The sequence below is a fragment of the Bacillus sp. NMCC4 genome (genome assembly GCF_002998555.1).
Taxonomy (GTDB): Bacteria; Bacillota; Bacilli; order Bacillales; family Bacillaceae; genus Bacillus.
On the sequence record NZ_PVRA01000003.1, the window covers coordinates 288,510 to 304,199 of the forward strand.

Annotated in this window: 18 protein-coding genes; 12 read left to right on the plus strand and 6 right to left on the minus strand. The window is 40.4% G+C overall.

Features of this window, described 5'->3' with window-relative positions; all coding sequences use genetic code 11:
- The first annotated feature begins 75 nt into the window (after nt 1-75).
- The 4 genes from C6Y02_RS08870 to C6Y02_RS08885 all read left to right on the plus strand — a co-directional run bounded on the left by C6Y02_RS08870 (nt 76) and on the right by C6Y02_RS08885 (nt 5,363).
- A complete protein-coding gene (locus tag C6Y02_RS08870; protein WP_223256532.1) occupies nt 76-162 on the plus strand; it encodes a Fur-regulated basic protein FbpC in 87 nt (28 codons plus the stop codon).
- A gap of 133 nt (nt 163-295) precedes the next feature.
- Nucleotides 296-3,895, plus strand: a complete 3,600-nt coding sequence (gene dynA / locus C6Y02_RS08875) for a dynamin GTPase (protein WP_106031069.1) — start codon at nt 296-298, stop codon at nt 3,893-3,895.
- 41 nt (nt 3,896-3,936) lie between these two features.
- Nucleotides 3,937-4,200 (plus strand): YpbS family protein, encoded by a 264-nt coding sequence (locus C6Y02_RS08880; RefSeq protein ID WP_034661003.1) that lies wholly within the window; start codon nt 3,937-3,939, stop codon nt 4,198-4,200.
- A gap of 275 nt (nt 4,201-4,475) precedes the next feature.
- Complete coding sequence (locus C6Y02_RS08885) at nt 4,476-5,363, plus strand: 5'-3' exonuclease (protein WP_106031070.1); 888 nt, start codon at nt 4,476-4,478, stop codon at nt 5,361-5,363.
- A 16-nt stretch (nt 5,364-5,379) separates the two neighbouring features.
- On the opposite strand, the gene C6Y02_RS08890 is transcribed toward C6Y02_RS08885, so the two are convergent.
- Genes C6Y02_RS08890 through C6Y02_RS08900 form a run of 3 tightly spaced genes read right to left on the minus strand, consistent with a single transcriptional unit; the run spans nt 5,380 to nt 6,636 of the window.
- A complete protein-coding gene (locus C6Y02_RS08890; RefSeq protein WP_003215584.1) occupies nt 5,380-5,505 on the minus strand; it encodes a hypothetical protein in 126 nt (41 codons plus the stop codon).
- Between the two features lie 44 nt (nt 5,506-5,549).
- Nucleotides 5,550-5,945, minus strand: a complete 396-nt coding sequence (locus tag C6Y02_RS08895) for a reverse transcriptase-like protein (protein ID WP_106031071.1) — start codon at nt 5,943-5,945, stop codon at nt 5,550-5,552.
- A gap of 1 nt (nt 5,946) precedes the next feature.
- On the minus strand, nt 5,947-6,636 hold the full coding sequence (locus C6Y02_RS08900) for a queuosine precursor transporter (RefSeq protein WP_106031072.1): 690 nt from the start codon (nt 6,634-6,636) through the stop codon (nt 5,947-5,949).
- 94 nt (nt 6,637-6,730) lie between these two features.
- Here C6Y02_RS08900 and C6Y02_RS08905 point away from each other — a divergent pair, with 94 nt between their 5' ends.
- From C6Y02_RS08905 to C6Y02_RS08915, 3 genes are all read left to right on the plus strand, one after another.
- Nucleotides 6,731-7,402 (plus strand): ribonuclease H family protein, encoded by a 672-nt coding sequence (locus C6Y02_RS08905; RefSeq protein WP_060596705.1) that lies wholly within the window; start codon nt 6,731-6,733, stop codon nt 7,400-7,402.
- Between the two features lies 1 nt (nt 7,403).
- Nucleotides 7,404-7,586 carry a zinc-finger domain-containing protein gene (locus tag C6Y02_RS08910; protein WP_003215998.1) on the plus strand — a complete coding sequence of 61 codons (183 nt, stop codon included), beginning with the start codon at nt 7,404-7,406 and terminating at the stop codon, nt 7,584-7,586.
- A 169-nt stretch (nt 7,587-7,755) separates the two neighbouring features.
- The gene (locus tag C6Y02_RS08915; RefSeq protein ID WP_003215507.1) at nt 7,756-7,938 is read left to right on the plus strand and encodes a hypothetical protein; all 183 of its coding nucleotides are present in this window, start codon (nt 7,756-7,758) and stop codon (nt 7,936-7,938) included.
- A gap of 51 nt (nt 7,939-7,989) precedes the next feature.
- Here C6Y02_RS08915 and cspD read toward each other — a convergent pair whose 3' ends face one another.
- Nucleotides 7,990-8,190, minus strand: a complete 201-nt coding sequence (cspD, locus tag C6Y02_RS08920; RefSeq protein ID WP_003215784.1) for a cold-shock protein CspD — start codon at nt 8,188-8,190, stop codon at nt 7,990-7,992.
- A gap of 259 nt (nt 8,191-8,449) precedes the next feature.
- Between cspD and C6Y02_RS08925 the strand changes: the two genes are divergently transcribed.
- Entirely contained in the window at nt 8,450-9,151 is a 702-nt protein-coding gene (locus C6Y02_RS08925; RefSeq protein ID WP_034660996.1) for an AIM24 family protein, read from the plus strand.
- 33 nt (nt 9,152-9,184) lie between these two features.
- Here the strand turns inward: C6Y02_RS08925 and C6Y02_RS08930 are convergent, their stop codons facing one another.
- Nucleotides 9,185-10,336, minus strand: a complete 1,152-nt coding sequence (locus C6Y02_RS08930; protein ID WP_095285307.1) for a diglucosyl diacylglycerol synthase — start codon at nt 10,334-10,336, stop codon at nt 9,185-9,187.
- Nucleotides 10,337-10,564: 228 nt separating this feature from the next.
- Nucleotides 10,565-11,473: a homoserine O-acetyltransferase MetA gene (metA, locus tag C6Y02_RS08935; protein ID WP_034660994.1), complete on the minus strand. Its 909-nt coding sequence runs from the start codon at nt 11,471-11,473 to the stop codon at nt 10,565-10,567.
- A gap of 138 nt (nt 11,474-11,611) precedes the next feature.
- Here metA and C6Y02_RS08940 point away from each other — a divergent pair, with 138 nt between their 5' ends.
- From C6Y02_RS08940 to C6Y02_RS08955, 4 genes are all read left to right on the plus strand, one after another.
- Nucleotides 11,612-13,294, plus strand: coding sequence for a formate--tetrahydrofolate ligase (locus tag C6Y02_RS08940; RefSeq protein ID WP_034660993.1), 1,683 nt, complete (start codon nt 11,612-11,614; stop codon nt 13,292-13,294).
- A 74-nt stretch (nt 13,295-13,368) separates the two neighbouring features.
- A complete protein-coding gene (locus tag C6Y02_RS08945; RefSeq protein WP_003216059.1) occupies nt 13,369-13,851 on the plus strand; it encodes a glutathione peroxidase in 483 nt (160 codons plus the stop codon).
- Between the two features lie 13 nt (nt 13,852-13,864).
- Nucleotides 13,865-14,476, plus strand: coding sequence for an HD domain-containing protein (locus C6Y02_RS08950; RefSeq protein WP_066030751.1), 612 nt, complete (start codon nt 13,865-13,867; stop codon nt 14,474-14,476).
- 30 nt (nt 14,477-14,506) lie between these two features.
- Complete coding sequence (locus tag C6Y02_RS08955) at nt 14,507-15,643, plus strand: conserved virulence factor C family protein (protein WP_034660989.1); 1,137 nt, start codon at nt 14,507-14,509, stop codon at nt 15,641-15,643.
- Nucleotides 15,644-15,690: the final 47 nt, after the last annotated feature.

Here is a 15,690-nt window from a genome sequence, read left to right on the forward strand (position 1 = left end):
CATTATCAATTGTGCTACACTTTCATTAATGATAAACATTCTCAATCATGAAGGATGGACGGTGATCACATGACAATGATTTTCTTACTCGGTACGGTGTGTATATACAGCCTATTAATTGGCTTCGTATTAAAAGGTGTCTCCAAAAAATCTGCTTCCTGATCTCAGTCAATTGCGACTGATCGGGCAGCAGATTTTTTTTATTTCCTCAGATCAGAAGAAAAATCTCTTTATTTTGTGTAAAATGGTATCACATACATAACTGACTTTTCTAAAAACAAAGGGGTTTATCGTCATGAAAGACTTGTCTATTCGAGATTCGCTCGTTCAAACTACAGGAGCTTTATATCAAAGCTTTCTCAAAAGGGATGATCATGAGCGCGCAGCCAAACTTGCATCGATTATCAAAAAGGAAGCAGAAGAAGAAGTGTATATCGCATTTACCGGCCACTATTCTGCTGGAAAGTCATCACTTGTGAATCATCTGCTTCATGATCACATTTTGCCAACGAGCCCAATCCCAACAAGTGCAAACTTGGTCGTCGTGAGGAAAGGGGAAAGTGAAGTGCAGCTTCACACCTCTGATGACCGTTTTGCAAAAATGAGCGGTTCTTATGATAAAGAAGCAGTACAGCGTTTTTGTAAGGATGGAGAACAGATTGAGATGGTGGAAATTAGCGGTGACTATAGAGGACTGGGAGAAAAGGTGGCACTGATTGATACGCCAGGAATTGATTCAACGGATCATGCACACTTTTTGTCTGCTGCCTCTATTCTTCATCAAGCAGATGCTCTTTTTTATGTCGTTCACTACAACCATGTTCATTCTGAAGAAAACATTCGTTTCATTCGTTCCATTAAAGAAAAAGTGCCAAATCTTTATTTCATCGTGAATCAAGTGGACCGGCATGATGAGCATGAGACAGCATTTGAAGACTACAAAAATCAAGTGGTAGACATGCTCCTTAAAGAGGGCATTGAAGAAGATCATCTATACTTTACATCTGTAACCGATGAGACGCACCCAAGAAATGAAATGATTCGTTTAATCGAAAAACTACAAGAATTACAGACGTTGCCGAAAGCATCACTTCGGGCTTATACGGAGCAGAAAATTGAGCATGTTTTAAAAGAACACATTGACTCGTTAAAAGAAGAGCTGCAAGGTGAAGAGCTTGATTCACAGCTTCAAGAAAAAAGAAAAGAAGTAAAGGAGTTTGAAGCGAAAAACTACTTCATTGAAAATGGAGCCAAACAGTTAGAAGATGAAGTATCTTCTGAAGTCGAGGGCATTTTAAAGAATGCCAACCTCACTCCATTTAAAATGAGGGAACTCGCAAGCGACTATATTGAATCAAAAGCACCTGGCTTTAAAGTGGGACTGCTTTTTGCTAAAAATAAAACTGAGCAAGAAAAAGAAAAACGGGCAACCGACTTCTTAACAGATGTCAAAGCGAGGATGAAAGCTGAAGTGGACTGGCATATTGCTGAGCTGCTTAAAAAAGAAGTCAAGAAGCATCAGCTTGGTGAAGAGTTATTAAATCAAGTGATGGCATTTGAAACACCTGTGCAAGAAGCACTCCTTGAAAGTGTGATTCATCATGGTGCGACGTTCTCCAATGAATACGTACTACAATATGCAAAAGATGCTGGCGAAGCCTTGAGAAGACAGGCAAAACAGAAAGCGATGACACTGATTGAACAAATGTCTGAGTCGCTGAAAGCCCAGCTTATGAAAGATAAAGCAAAACATCAAGAAAAATGGGACCAGTCTGCAAAAGAACTCCAAACGCTTGAGCAGTGCATCGGAAAAAATGAACAAATGAAGCGTGATATTCAGCATGTATGGGATATATGGCAAAACGGAACGGATGAACAGATCGAAGAAGATTGGTTTTATGCGAAAAAGAGGCGGATGCAGCATGACCAGCTAAAGCAGGATCACGCGCCCATTCATCCCGAAGAGAGCGAGCAAGAAAAACCGCAGCAGCAGACAGAGCAACATCAAATGCGTCAGTCACAGCATGTCACGACGGCACAGTCAATTGACCAGTTTGAACAGCTTTCTCAGATTTTATTGCCATTAGACGCTCTCAAATCTCAAAGAAAGTCCTTTGAAAAACGAACAAAGCGGCTGCAAGCGAAAGAATTCACACTCGCTTTATTTGGGGCTTTTAGTTCGGGGAAATCTTCCTTTGCAAATGCCCTTGTTGGGAGAAAGGTACTGCCATCCTCTCCCACGCCAACAACGGCAACGATTAATAAGCTGACGCGACCGACGGAAGATCACCCGCATGAAAGTGTAAAAGTGGTGTTCAAAACAGAACAGGATATATTAGAGGAGCTCAATCAGATCCTCGGATTTTCGATCTCAGAAGAAAAGGGAGAGACGTTTACATCCAAGCTCGAACGAACGCTGAAAAAAAGACAGCTTGAACAAGATCACCGCATCATTGTTGAACATTTTTTACAAGCGCATACACGTTTCCTTCATCACATTACGAAGCAAACGCCGCTTCATGTCACTCTTCAAGAACTGAGGCCATATGTGGCGGAAGAAGCTGTTTCTTGTGTGGTGAAGGAAGTGACGGTGTATTTGAGTACACCTTTAACAGATAAAGGGCTGACTATTGTTGATACGCCAGGCGCCAGCAGTATGAATAAGCGCCATACAGAGATTGCCTTTCAATATATGAAGGACGCAGATGCTCTTCTTTATTTAACTTACTACCAGCACTCTTTCTCGAAGGCAGATCGGTCATTTTTACGTAAGCTTGGGCTTGTAAAAGATTCATTTAGCATGGATAAAATGTTCTTTATTATCAATGCAGCTGATCTCGCAAAGGATCAAGCAGAGCTTGACACCGTCTTTGACTATGTGAAAAATGAGCTCACAAAAGAAGGCATCCGAAACCCAAACCTTCATCATGTGTCCAGTAAGGAAGAAATCGAAGGAAAGGGAGAGACAGCTTATAATCAATATGCAAAGCTTAGAAAACAGCTCGACTATTTTATTGAGGAAGAATTAACGAAAGATGCGATCGAGTTTTTGTATTTTGAAGCCGGCAGGTTATGTAGCACAGTCGACAAGCTGCATGCGACACTGCATCAGTCAGAAGATGAGAAGCAAGCGGAAAAGAAAAAGATAGACACATCATATGAAGCGATTCTTGATCAAATGAGTCATATCAAACAATCTAAGCTAGTGACAGAAAGTGTGAAAAAGGACTTACATGAACAGCTCTATCATATTGTGCAGCGCCTATCACTATTTGCGAATGATCTGTTAAAGACAGCCTTTTACCCTGGAATATCTCAAGGAGACTTCAGGCAGCAGTTGAAAAAAGCGCTTGAACAGGCACTGAAGGATTATGAATTTGAATTTGTACAGGAGTTAAAGGCGCTTGATATCCGAATGGAATCGTTTATTCATCAATATTTCCAAGAGGAGTGGGAGAAAGGATTGCAGGTGGCAAGTGCAGAAGACCCTTACTTTTCTCTCACACTGTCGCCGCCAGAAGAGAAAAATGCTGAGCTGAAACAAATTGAAGTCGAATCTGAACTGACACCATTCGAACCGCTCTTAAAGAAGCAAAAATCAGCGAAAGTTTTCTTTGAACAGAATGGAAAGGTTACGTTCATTGAAGCGATTCGAGATATTCTTCATCAGTTAACCACGAAATGGGCAGATAAAGAAAAAGAAGAATTACTGAGCAGGTACGACACAATGGTGAAGACCTTTACTGAAAGATATGAAACAGAAGCGCTCGAGCAGCTAAGTGAACAAAAACAAACATTTATCACGAGCCTAACGACAGATGCCAAAGAACAGGCGGTAATTGAACAAGTATATGAACAAACAAACGAATGGAAGAACCAGTTGAAAACCATTTGATTCATGGTAGACTAAATAAAAAAGAAAGCAGTTGATAGAAAATGACGAGCGTACACGAAGAGATTTCCGCTCACTCACAAAAGCAGCATGCTCATATTCAGTCCTTTCTTGAGCTTGAACAGAAAAGAGAACAAGCAATAGAGACTGCTGTATTCAAATGTGAGCAAAACGAGCCATTTACAACAGACGACATCAATGCCATTACGTCGAAGATGAATGAGCTTGCACGAGGCGGTATTGTTCCGCTGCGTAAGCATGTGACGAATGATATGGTCAGGGAGTATGTCAAGCGGAAACAGAAGTAAAGAGTAACTTTCTCTTTTTTGGTCATCTTAATGAATGTACCGAGAAAGGGGAATGATCATGAAAAAAAAGCAACAGACAAAGCAGCAGGATGAGCGTGACCCTAAACAAAAAGACATGCCGTCCTATGCAGAAGCAGAGTCGAAAAAAATGCAATACGGTCAAAAGTAAACAGGGTGCCTCTTCTTTTCTAAAAGAAGAAGGCGCCTTTTTTATGTCGAGTTTTGTGTTCTGTGATAGAATAGGAGTATTGTTTTGAAAAAGGGAGTTTATAAGAATGAATAAACACGTACTGCTTGTAGATGGAATGGCGCTTTTGTTCAGATCGTTTTATGCAACGGCTGTACATCGCAATTTTATGATAAATGATCACGGTGTGCCGACAAATGGAGTCAATGGCTATTTAAAGCACTTATTAACGGCTGTACAGACATTTGAGCCAACTCATATTGTTTGCTGCTGGGATATGGGAAGCCAAACATACCGAAACGAATTGTTTCAAGATTATAAAGCAAATCGAGGAGAGGCGCCTGTCGAGCTCATTCCGCAATTCGATTTAGCAAAAGAAGCTACAGAAGAACTGGGAATTGTAAACATTGGTTTAAAGGGCTTTGAAGCAGATGATTGTATCGGTACTCTTGCTGCGCTCTACCAAAAAGAAGCACGGGTGACTGTCCTAACTGGAGACAAAGATTTGCTGCAAATTTTGAATGAACAAGTCACTGTTGCCTTGATGCAAAAAGGAATTGGCAATTATAAGCATTATACAAAAGCCTTATTCGAAGAGGAAATGGGAATCTCTCCAAAGGCGCTGATCGATATGAAAGCACTCATGGGTGATGCAAGTGATAATTATCCAGGTGTCAAAGGAATCGGAGAAAAAACCGCATTAAAATTTATCCAAACATATGAAACGATTGACGGTTTGTTAGAAAATGTCCATGAACTAACGGCTGCACAGCAAAAGAAAATGCAAGCAGGATTAGAAGATCTGAAGCTTTCTCGTCTATTGGCAGAGATCAAATGTGATGTCCCGCTCAGCTGTCCAATTGATGAAACGAAAATGAACATCAATCAAAAACGTGCTGCTGCTATGCTGAGGTACCATCAAATCAAAGGAATCGAACCGATGATGAATCGTTTAAGTAAAATAGAGATCAGCTAAAGCCGATCTCTCAGGTTCATCTTTTTGTATTGCTTTTCTTCGCTCTATTTTCCAGCTGAGATAGTGGCTGTTTATCTTTTGTTTGCGCATCACCTTGTGGGGTTGTCCCATTTGTGACACGACCTTTATTTTCTTTATCCAATCAGTATCACCTCACACACATTAGCATAACCGAAAAAAAGCGATTCATCCTTTAGAAAGGTGAATCGCTTTTCTAGCGAGCTGATCCGCTATTTGATTTTCCTTACTCGGAATCCATTTAATGAAAAATAAATCAAACTGGCTTTGAAGTTCGATCATCTCTTTGATAAAATGCTGAAAGGCTGGATTTTTAGCAAATCCTGCATTGGCTGCGCGGTCAACTACTTGTGAATCTGTTCGAAATGAAACGGTACGCAATCCTTTTTCCGCGCATATTTTCATCCCCTCGATCAGAGCGGAAAATTCTGCTTCGTGATTGCTCATTGATTTAAGAGGAATGGAGAAGGATTCAGCCTTTCCATCATATTTAATGAAAATGCCGATGCCAGAGGGACCTGGATTACCTGCACTTGCACCATCAATGTATATTTCAGCTGGCACATTATTTCACCCTTTCATCAAGCGGAACCATTTTTTTCGCTGCATACGCGTAAGGTGTCGCAATCGCAGCTACGATAAATTTAATGACATATGTCGTGATGAAGATTTCAATCCATACATGAAATGGATACGTGCCAAGAAAGGCAATGGTCGTGAAAATCAGTGTATCAAGAAGCTGGCTAATCATCGTACTTCCGGCGTTGCGCACCCAGAGCGCACCATCGGAAGGAAATATCCGGCGAATAAACGAATATACATAAACATCTAGCATTTGACTGATCATATAAGCAGCGAGACTGCCAAGTGCAACCCTTGGCATAAAGCCAAATATCGTTTCCAGCGATGTTTGTGAGATATCAGATGGAGCGGGATGGAAAAGCAAAGCCTCCTGCATGACAACAGTTAGTGTTAAAAGGGTGGCAAAGCCAATCCAGACAGCTTTTCTCGCTTCATTTTGTCCATATTTTTCATTTAATACGTCCGTTGCAAAGAACACACTGCCGTACAAAATATTTCCAAGTGTTGCCGTTAAGCCAAATAATTCAACGGTTTTGACAACTTGTAAATTTGCGGCAGCCGTCGCAAAGCCAATCCAGACAAAAAGGCCCATCTTGCCAAATCCTTTATAAAATAGAAGAACAATGATAAAATTAATGATCGCAAATAAGATCCAAATACCTTCATTAAACAAGTGACATGAACTTCCTTTCTCATTGTAAAATGTAACTTTTTGATTATAGCATAACGTATGTTTACCTTAAAAGCACGGGAAGGCGATGTGATCAATGAAATTAAGAGCACACTACACAATGAAAGTGAAATCAATTGGGTCCATTGCTTTTTACCAAGAAGATTGGTTGGAGCTAAAAGAGGCCTTGAGGTTAGCAAAACATATCGACAAAAAAGAACCACAGTCACTCCTGTCATTTGAAGATGAAAAAGGGGCCATGTGGTCCATAAAAGAGCTTGAAAAGCTAAATGAAGAACTAAAGCTTGAACCTGATCAGCTTCAAGTCTATTTTGATGCAAGTTTTCATAAAGAAACAGGCGACTCTGGTCTTGGAGTTGTCGTCTACTATAAGCTGGGAAAAGACGCTTATCGATTGAGAAAAAATCAGCCTTTCCAAGGGAGCACCAATAATGAAGCAGAGTATGCGGCTTTATTTGAGGCAGTAAAAGCTTTAAAAGACCTAGGGGCAAGCAGAAATTCTGTCACGATTAGAGGAGATTCACTTGTTGTCATGAATCAGTTAAAAGGAGAATGGCCTTGTTATGATGATGTACATAACAAATGGCTTGACCGAATTGAAGCGGCTTTAAAAGAGCTGAAGCTGACGCCAACCTATGAAGTCATCGATCGGAAACAAAATGCAGAAGCGGATCAGCTTGCAAGACAGATTCTTGCAGACGTCCCAATCGAAAGTACATTGAAATTAGAAGCAGACGGAGCTGAATAATGTGGATAAAAAAACAGCAGTACAAGAATTGACCGATCTTCAAGACACGTATTGTTCAGATTGTTTGATTAAGAAGCATTTTCGGAAAGAATTTGGCAAAAAATATGCCCATTCCTTTTGTATACAGCAATGCACCGTTGGAGAGAAAATAAAAGAATATGGACAGACGCTGCTCAAAAAGTAAGCGGACGCACCGGTTTTCCCTGCTCAAACATCCGTTCATGAAAAAAAACGGATAGAATGTGTAAAAAAAGAACATATTCTGAAAAATGAGCCGATATAACTATAGAAAGTTTTGGTTGAGTTACTTTTTGACTAAGTGACGGATATTAGAGGAAAAGGGGAAGGCCGGTATGAATAATAAGGAGTTCGAAACGGTATTACATCGAACATTTCAAGAGGTGTACAGCGATCTAGAGCAACTAGTAGATGTAGCAAAGAAGGGAAGACCTTTTCTCGAAAAAGATATCTCTGAAATTGAACAACGACTGAAGCAAAATATTTTAGCGATTGAAATTCAGCTGAAAATCAAATAAGAGAGGCATAGGCCTCTCTTTATTTTGTCTTTACATCATTGATTTAGTTGATTAGATTTTTGTTACGTTTGCAGCTTGAGGTCCACGATTACCTTCAACGATTTCAAAAGAAACTTCTTGTCCTTCTTCTAAAGACTTGTAGCCGTCACCTTCGATAGCTGTGAAGTGAACGAATACATCGTCTCCGCCTTCAACTTCAATGAAGCCGAAACCTTTTTCATTATTGAACCATTTTACTTTACCGTTTTGCATATTGCTTTTTCCTCCTAGTACTGTAGCATACCTTTTGGCATACTAAAAAAAATTTTCATCACCTAACGACTTTGCAGTTGTTAAATGATGGTTCCACTATACACCATCAAAAGTAAAGCGTCAAGCGTGAGAGCCAAATTTTGAGCAGAATGTTTGATTTTTTTTGGCGAATAATAATAAAAGATAAACCGTCCCCATTTTCTGAAACTTTATGCACACCTTGTCCGTATATAAAAAAAATACAGGAAGAGGTGCTATCATGAATCGTTATACACTTGAAGAATTTGTTCAGAATACGCAGCAGGAAGATAAAGGAGAAGGGGTCTTCGAACTTGAAACATCAAGACTTTTAGAAATTAATTTGACTGATACCATTTGGGCAAAAACAGGTTCCATGGTTTCGTACCGAGGCAAAATCAAGTTTGAACGCGAGGGCGTTTTTGAACATGGCGTCTCAAAGATGTTCAAAAAAATGCTGTCAGGAGAAGGCACTTCACTCATGAAGGCAACAGGTGATGGGAAATTATATGTGGCAGATCAAGGCAAAAAAATCTCAATTCTTCGTTTGGCTCAAGGGGATTCCATTTTTGTGAATGGGAATGATCTGCTCGCATTTGAACCGTCAGTGCGCTGGGATATCAAATTGATGAAAAAAGTGTCGGGCATGCTTGCAGGCGGTTTATTTAATGTCAAATTAGAAGGACCAGGCCTTGTTGCGATTACGAGTCATTATGAGCCGCTCACATTGATTGTTCAGCCGGGTGACTCTGTCTATACAGATCCGAACGCGACAGTTGCATGGTCAGGGGATTTAAAAACTGAATTTGTGACAGATGTTTCATTCAAAACCTTTATTGGCAGAGGAAGCGGAGAGTCTATTCAAATGAAATTTAGCGGAAGCGGTTTTGTTGTCGTGCAGCCGTTTGAAGAAGTGTACACAACAAATGGAAATCAAGGATAAAGAAAAAGGTGTCCGTCAATGACGGACACCTTTTTATGATAATGCACGAGCATACGTTTTGTTATTCGTGATGAGATCTGATTGCTCAACGATATCTTCCAAAATGGTTTGAGAAGAATGCTTTAAGTGCAGTTTTTTAATGTTTTGTTTCATGACTTCTAACTTTTCTTCATCTTGCAGCAAGTTGGTCACAGATTCTAAAATGTCTTCATGTCTGTTGATGACGATGGCCGCACCATAATCTTCAAAGAAATGAGCATTTTCCTTTTCTTGTCCAGGGACAGGCTTGTAAAGAATGACCGGGACACCGATTGCTGTTGCTTCTGTTAAAGTAATACCGCCTGGTTTTGTGATCATACAATCTGTTACTCTGAACAATTCATCAATTTGTTCCACATATCCAAGCGCCTTCAATTGATCTGGATGTGCTTGTTCAAGATCGCTCAGTGATTGTTTCAGCGCTGCGTTCTTTCCGCATACAACAACAATTTGTACTTCACTGTCGAGAAGCAGCGCTTCACATAATTCCTTGACATTTTTCAGTACACCATGAGCACCAGCCATAATCAGAAGAACTTTTTTGTTTGATGATAATCCATATTTTTTATAAATCTTCGATTTTGGCACGTCTGCTTCAAATTGTGGTCTAATAGGAATGCCTGTCACTTTGACATCGCTTGGATGTGTGCCGATTTCCACTAATTTTTGTTTCACATAATCGGTTGCAACATAGTATCGGTCGATGTTTTCATGTACCCAAATCTTATGAAGACAGAAATCTGTCATGACATTAAATGTCGGGATGACTTTGCCTGTTTTGTTCCGGTATTCTGGAACAACAATCATCGGGAATGTAATAATAATGATATCCGGATTGTGTAATTGAATGAGTTCATCAAGACGCTTATTTCCCATTTTTAAATAAATGTTAAATTTGCGTTTATTGTAAATTTTATCTACACCGTAATAAAACAAGCGATAAAATTGTTTCCCAATGGAAAAGCTCTTCAAGTATAAATATTGAGTCACTTCTGACACAATGGGATTTGATTCTTGATACAAATTAGAAACTACAACATGTTCAAACCCTTGGGATTTGCATTCATCATACAGTGTTTTAGCCACCTGCATATGTCCATTTCCATAATTTGCGGTCAAGATTAATATTTTTTTATTGGTATTCAAGAATATTCACCTCAAATGTAATCAACAACAACAAAACTTCGTACGAAAACTATTAATCTCATAGGTCTACATATACATAAAGATAACATATAAACAGCCAGAGCATATCATTCGTTACGAAAGAATTAAACTAATTTTAAAAAACAACGAGACTAAATTGATAATGGAAGACAGAGCCATTTGTATTTTAACACATTTTGATCATTTATCATCAGACCACAGTCTATTTTATTCCCAAACGTATGGTGTTTCTTGATAAACATAATAATTGAGCCAATTCATAAACAGTAAAGTGGCATGGGCTTTCCAGCGATTCACTGGGACTAATGTGTCACCATCTTCTATAAAATAGTGGACAGGTTTTTGGACTGTATCATGCTTCAACAAATCTCTTTCATATTCCTGCTTCAATGTGTCCGTATCATATTCAGGATGTCCAGTTAAAAATACTTGTTTATCATCATCTGAAACAATTAAACAAACACCCGCTTCTTCAGAGATACTCAATACTTTCAAATTCGGCGTGTTTTTTAATTGTTCTGTATTAATATCTGTATGCCTCGAATGTGGGACATAGTATACTTCATCGAAACCTCTGACTAATCTTTCTTTTTTCTCTTTCACAAGATGCTCAAATACGCCAAATTTTTTCTCGGGAAGCTTGATTTTTTCAATCCCATAATGGTGATATAGGCCTGCCTGTGCACCCCAGCAAATATGAAGGGTAGACGTCACATTGGTTTTACTCCAGTCCAAGATGTCCTGAAGCTCTTTCCAATAGGACACTTCTTCAAAAGCTAAATGCTCAATTGGTGCGCCGGTGATGATCATTCCATCAAATTTCTTATGGCGAATCGATTCAAAGGTCGTATAAAATTCATCTAGATGCTCTCTCGACGTATTCTTCGGTGTATGCGTACTTGGAATCAAAAACGTAAAGTACACTTGCAAAGGAGAATTTCCGAGCATTCTTAGCAGCTGCGTTTCAGTTTGTATTTTTTTTGGCATTAAATTTAAGATCACGATATTCAAAGGACGGATATCTTGCTTGAATGCCCTTGTCTCATCCATGACGAAAATGTTTTCGCTCTCTAGTATTTGTTTTGCCGGCAGATGAACTGGTATGTTAATAGGCAACTCGCCACCCCCTGAACCAAAGCTAATTTCACTTCATTATAGGAACTTTCTGGCGATATTTCAATGTTTCAATTATGTTACAATGAAAAACAGAGCAAAAACAAAGCTGTTTCTGGAAAAAAAGGAGGCCGTTTATTTATGATCACAAAGCATTTATCAGATATTGACATCGCCCAAAAGGCAAAGCTGAGACCTATTCAAGACATCGCAGCAAAGCTGCAAATACATGACGAAGAATTAGAATGCTATGGTTTCACAAAAGCGAAAATATCTTTGACTATTTTTGACCGTTTAAAAGAACAAAAAGAAGGACATGTGATTCTTGTCACATCGATCAATCCAACGCCAGCAGGTGAGGGGAAGTCTACCGTAACAGTCGGCCTCGGTCAAGCCTTCGAAAAAATTGGGAAAAAAGCAATCATTGCGATGCGCGAGCCTTCATTAGGTCCTACAATGGGCATAAAAGGCGGTGCAGCGGGTGGAGGATATTCACAAGTGCTGCCAATGGAAGAAATCAATCTTCATTTTACAGGAGATTTTCATGCCATTACTTCTGCACATAATGCCTTATCTGCGTTCATTGATAACCATATCCATCACGGAAATGAACTCGGCATCGACTCGCGCCGCATTGTATGGAAGCGAGTGCTTGATTTAAACGATCGTGCATTAAGACAGGTCGTTGTCGGACTTGGCGGTCAGTTAAATGGGTATCCTAGAGAAGACGGATTTGACATCACAGTTGCCTCCGAAATGATGGCCATCCTTTGTTTAGCAGAAGACTTAACCGATTTAAAAAAACGTCTTTCTTCTATTGTTGTTGCCTATAATCAAGATGGCGAGCCAGTCACAGTTGGAGCACTTGGATATGAAGGTGTTCTTACGTTACTTTTAAAAGACGCGCTCAAACCGAATCTTGTTCAAACGATTGAAGGAACTCCGGCCCTAGTACATGGTGGTCCTTTTGCCAATATTGCGCATGGATGTAATAGTTTGATTGCAACCAAAATGGCGGCGAAATTAGCCGATTATGTGGTAACAGAAGCTGGATTCGGAGCAGATCTTGGAGCAGAAAAGTTCCTGCACATTAAAACAAGAGCTGGTGATTTCAAGCCTGGTGCAGTGGTCATTGTGGCGACTGTCAGAGCATTAAAGATGCATGGCGGAATGAAGAAAACTGAACTCAAAGAAGAGAATGCACATGCCGTATTAGAAGGTATACATAATTTAGAAAAGCATATTGAAACTGTGCAAGCCTTCGGTCTTCCATACATCGTCGCAGTAAACAGGTTTATCACTGATACAAAAGAAGAGATTCAATCGATAGAAGATTGGTGCCACGCACATGGCCATCCAGTCAAAGCTGTGAATGTATGGGAAGAAGGAGGCGAAGGCGGGACAGCACTTGCCGAGGAACTCGCGACACTTATTGAAAAGAAGAAGAACCACTTTTCCTATTTGTATGAAGAAAATGATTCTATCGAAGAAAAGTTATCTAAAGTTGCCCAAGTGGTTTATGGAGCAGACGGGGTCACACTCACTTCAAAAGCAAGAAAGCAGCTGGCAGCCATCGAGAAAAACGACTGGGGTCATTTACCGGTTTGTATGGCAAAAACGCAATATTCACTTTCGGATGATCCAGCTTTAATTGGGAGACCTAAGGGCTTTACCATTACGATTCGTGAGTTAAAACCATCTGTAGGAGCAGGATTTATTGTTGCTTTAACCGGAAGCATTCTGACAATGCCTGGATTACCTAAAAAACCTGCGGCGCTCGAGATGGATTTATTAGAAGACGGCAGTGTGACAGGGCTCTTTTAACAGGAGGCATAAAAAGCGATTTTATAAAAGAAGCATGTTACGATAGGAAAAAGTGAATCCTAGGAGGCTATGAGATGTCAATTTATGATATTCAGGTCAAGACCATTAACGGTCAGGAAAAATCAATGGCAGATTACAAAGGAAAAGTACTCATTATTGTCAACACAGCAAGCAAATGTGGACTGACTCCTCAATTCAAACAATTGCAAGAGCTATATGATCAATATCATGAAAAGGGCCTTGAAATTTTAGGATTTCCGTGCAACCAATTTATGAACCAGGAGCCAGAAGGGGAAGAAGCGATTCAGGAATTCTGTTCTTTGAATTATGGCGTAACCTTCCCTATGTTTGCGAAAGTAGATGTCAATGGTGACAATGCGCATCCGCTTTTCAAACATTTAACAAGTCATGCAAAAGGTGTACTTGGAACGAAAACAGTGAAATGGAATTTCACAAAATTTATCGTGGATCAAAACGGAGAAGTCACTGAGCGGTTCTCTCCGAAAACATCACCAAAAGAATTAGAAAGCTCCATCATCGCTCTTTTGGACAAATAAGGTGCTCACAGTCATGCAGAAAAAACAATTGGAGGCAGCTGCCTCCTTTGTTTCAGATCAGCTGAAATATGAACCGACTGGACACGATGCGGCTCATATTGATCGTGTGCGCCAGCTTGCCCGCCAGATTGCTAATCAGGAAGGCGGCTCTCTTTTTATGATCGAAATGGCAGCGATTGTTCATGATGTCATTGATGAAAAGCTGTCGAGTGAATGGAAGCTTTCACCGCAACAACTTGAGCTTCAGCTCCTTTCTTGGGAAGTTAATACGCGGGATATTCGTTATATCATGGATATCATTACCACGATGTCTTTTCGTCATCGACATAAGCAGAATAGGCCTATGACGTTAGAAGGGGCCATTGTTCAAGACGCAGATAGACTCGATGCGATAGGGGCAAGCGGTATTGCAAGAGTGTTTACTTATGCAGGCGCAAGAGGGGAGCCCCACTATACAAATAACACGCAGCAGGGTTCCGTGCTAAAGCATATGGAAGAAAAATTGCTCAAATTAAAAGACTTGATGAACACCTCTGCAGGAAAGCAGCTTGCTGAGGAGCGGCATGAATTGATGAGCTTATTTATCAAGACGTGGAAAGAAGAATGCGGCCTTACAGATGAGTAGGGTCTTTATGTGTGTAAGGAGGATGTATAGATGAAAATAACAGCGATAGAACCGACGCCAAGTCCAAATACCATGAAGGTCATTTTGACAGAAGCACTTGCCGGCGGTAAAAGCAACAACTACAAAAAGGATCAAAAAGACGAAGCGCCAGAAATGATCAAGCGCATTTTGAACATTGAAGGTGTAAAAGGTGTTTATCATGTCGCAGATTTCTTAGCGGTCGAGCGTAATGCAAAGTTTGACTGGCAGGGCATTTTACAACAGGTGAGAGAAGCCTTTGGTCAAGAAACAGAAGGCCTTCAGGAAGGACCGCAGTCAGGCGGTGACACATTTGGCGAAGTCAAAGTGTTTGTCCAAATGTTTAATGGGATTCCGATGCAAGTCAAATTAACTGACGGCGAAAGAGAAGAGCGGTTCGGAATGCCTGAACGCTTCCAAGCAGCCATTTTAAAGCTCAGAAGCAGTTCAGACAATGTCGTATTTGAACGTGTGTGGAAAGAACATGGCGTTCGTTTTGGTGACTTTGCTGATATCGGCCAGGAAGTCACAGAAGAGCTGCAAGCAGCCTATGATGACGAGCGTTTAGCCCGCTTAACAGAGGCGGTCAAAGAAGGGCAAGAAGCCGTAGATAGACAGGTGAACCGAAAGGCTTATGATGTAACAGAAGACATGCTGCGCGAGGAAGATTGGAAAAAGCGTTTTGCCCATTTAGAGCAAATGCAGCCAGAGCAAAAGGATATACCTGTTTTAATGAAAGCGATGGAGGACCCAAAAACATCCATTCGCAGACAAGCCGTTGTGAATGCTGGAATGATTGAAGATCCTGCTATACTGCCTATATTATATAAGGGACTTAAAGACAAAACTGTGACGGTCCGCAGAACCGCTGGAGACTGTATTTCAGACCTTGGTGATCCTAGCGCTATGGAAGCAATGATCGAAGCATTAAAGGATCCGAGTAAACTTGTCCGCTGGCGAGCAGCTATGTTCCTCTATGAAGAAGGTGACGAAACAGCACTTGACGCATTAAAAGAAGCTGAGCAAGACCCTGAATTTGAAGTCAGCCTTCAAGTGAAAATGGCGATTGAGCGCATTGAGCACGGAGAAGAAGCGAAAGGCTCTGTATGGAAGCAAATGACAGAAAGTAGAAAAAATGCATCAGAATGATGAGAAATATGAGCAAGCTGCCAATGAAAGGCAGCTTGTTTTTCTTA

Coding starts and splice junctions, on each gene's coding strand:
- C6Y02_RS08870 (WP_223256532.1), top strand. CDS start 76: ATGATTTTCTTACTCGGTACGGTGTGTATATACAGCCTATTAATTGGC.
- dynA (WP_106031069.1), top strand. CDS start 296: ATGAAAGACTTGTCTATTCGAGATTCGCTCGTTCAAACTACAGGAGCT.
- C6Y02_RS08880 (WP_034661003.1), top strand. CDS start 3,937: ATGACGAGCGTACACGAAGAGATTTCCGCTCACTCACAAAAGCAGCAT.
- C6Y02_RS08885 (WP_106031070.1), top strand. CDS start 4,476: ATGAATAAACACGTACTGCTTGTAGATGGAATGGCGCTTTTGTTCAGA.
- C6Y02_RS08905 (WP_060596705.1), top strand. CDS start 6,731: ATGAAATTAAGAGCACACTACACAATGAAAGTGAAATCAATTGGGTCC.
- C6Y02_RS08915 (WP_003215507.1), top strand. CDS start 7,756: ATGAATAATAAGGAGTTCGAAACGGTATTACATCGAACATTTCAAGAG.
- cspD (WP_003215784.1), bottom strand. CDS start 8,190: ATGCAAAACGGTAAAGTAAAATGGTTCAATAATGAAAAAGGTTTCGGC.
- C6Y02_RS08925 (WP_034660996.1), top strand. CDS start 8,450: ATGAATCGTTATACACTTGAAGAATTTGTTCAGAATACGCAGCAGGAA.
- C6Y02_RS08940 (WP_034660993.1), top strand. CDS start 11,612: ATGATCACAAAGCATTTATCAGATATTGACATCGCCCAAAAGGCAAAG.
- C6Y02_RS08945 (WP_003216059.1), top strand. CDS start 13,369: ATGTCAATTTATGATATTCAGGTCAAGACCATTAACGGTCAGGAAAAA.
- C6Y02_RS08950 (WP_066030751.1), top strand. CDS start 13,865: ATGCAGAAAAAACAATTGGAGGCAGCTGCCTCCTTTGTTTCAGATCAG.
- C6Y02_RS08955 (WP_034660989.1), top strand. CDS start 14,507: ATGAAAATAACAGCGATAGAACCGACGCCAAGTCCAAATACCATGAAG.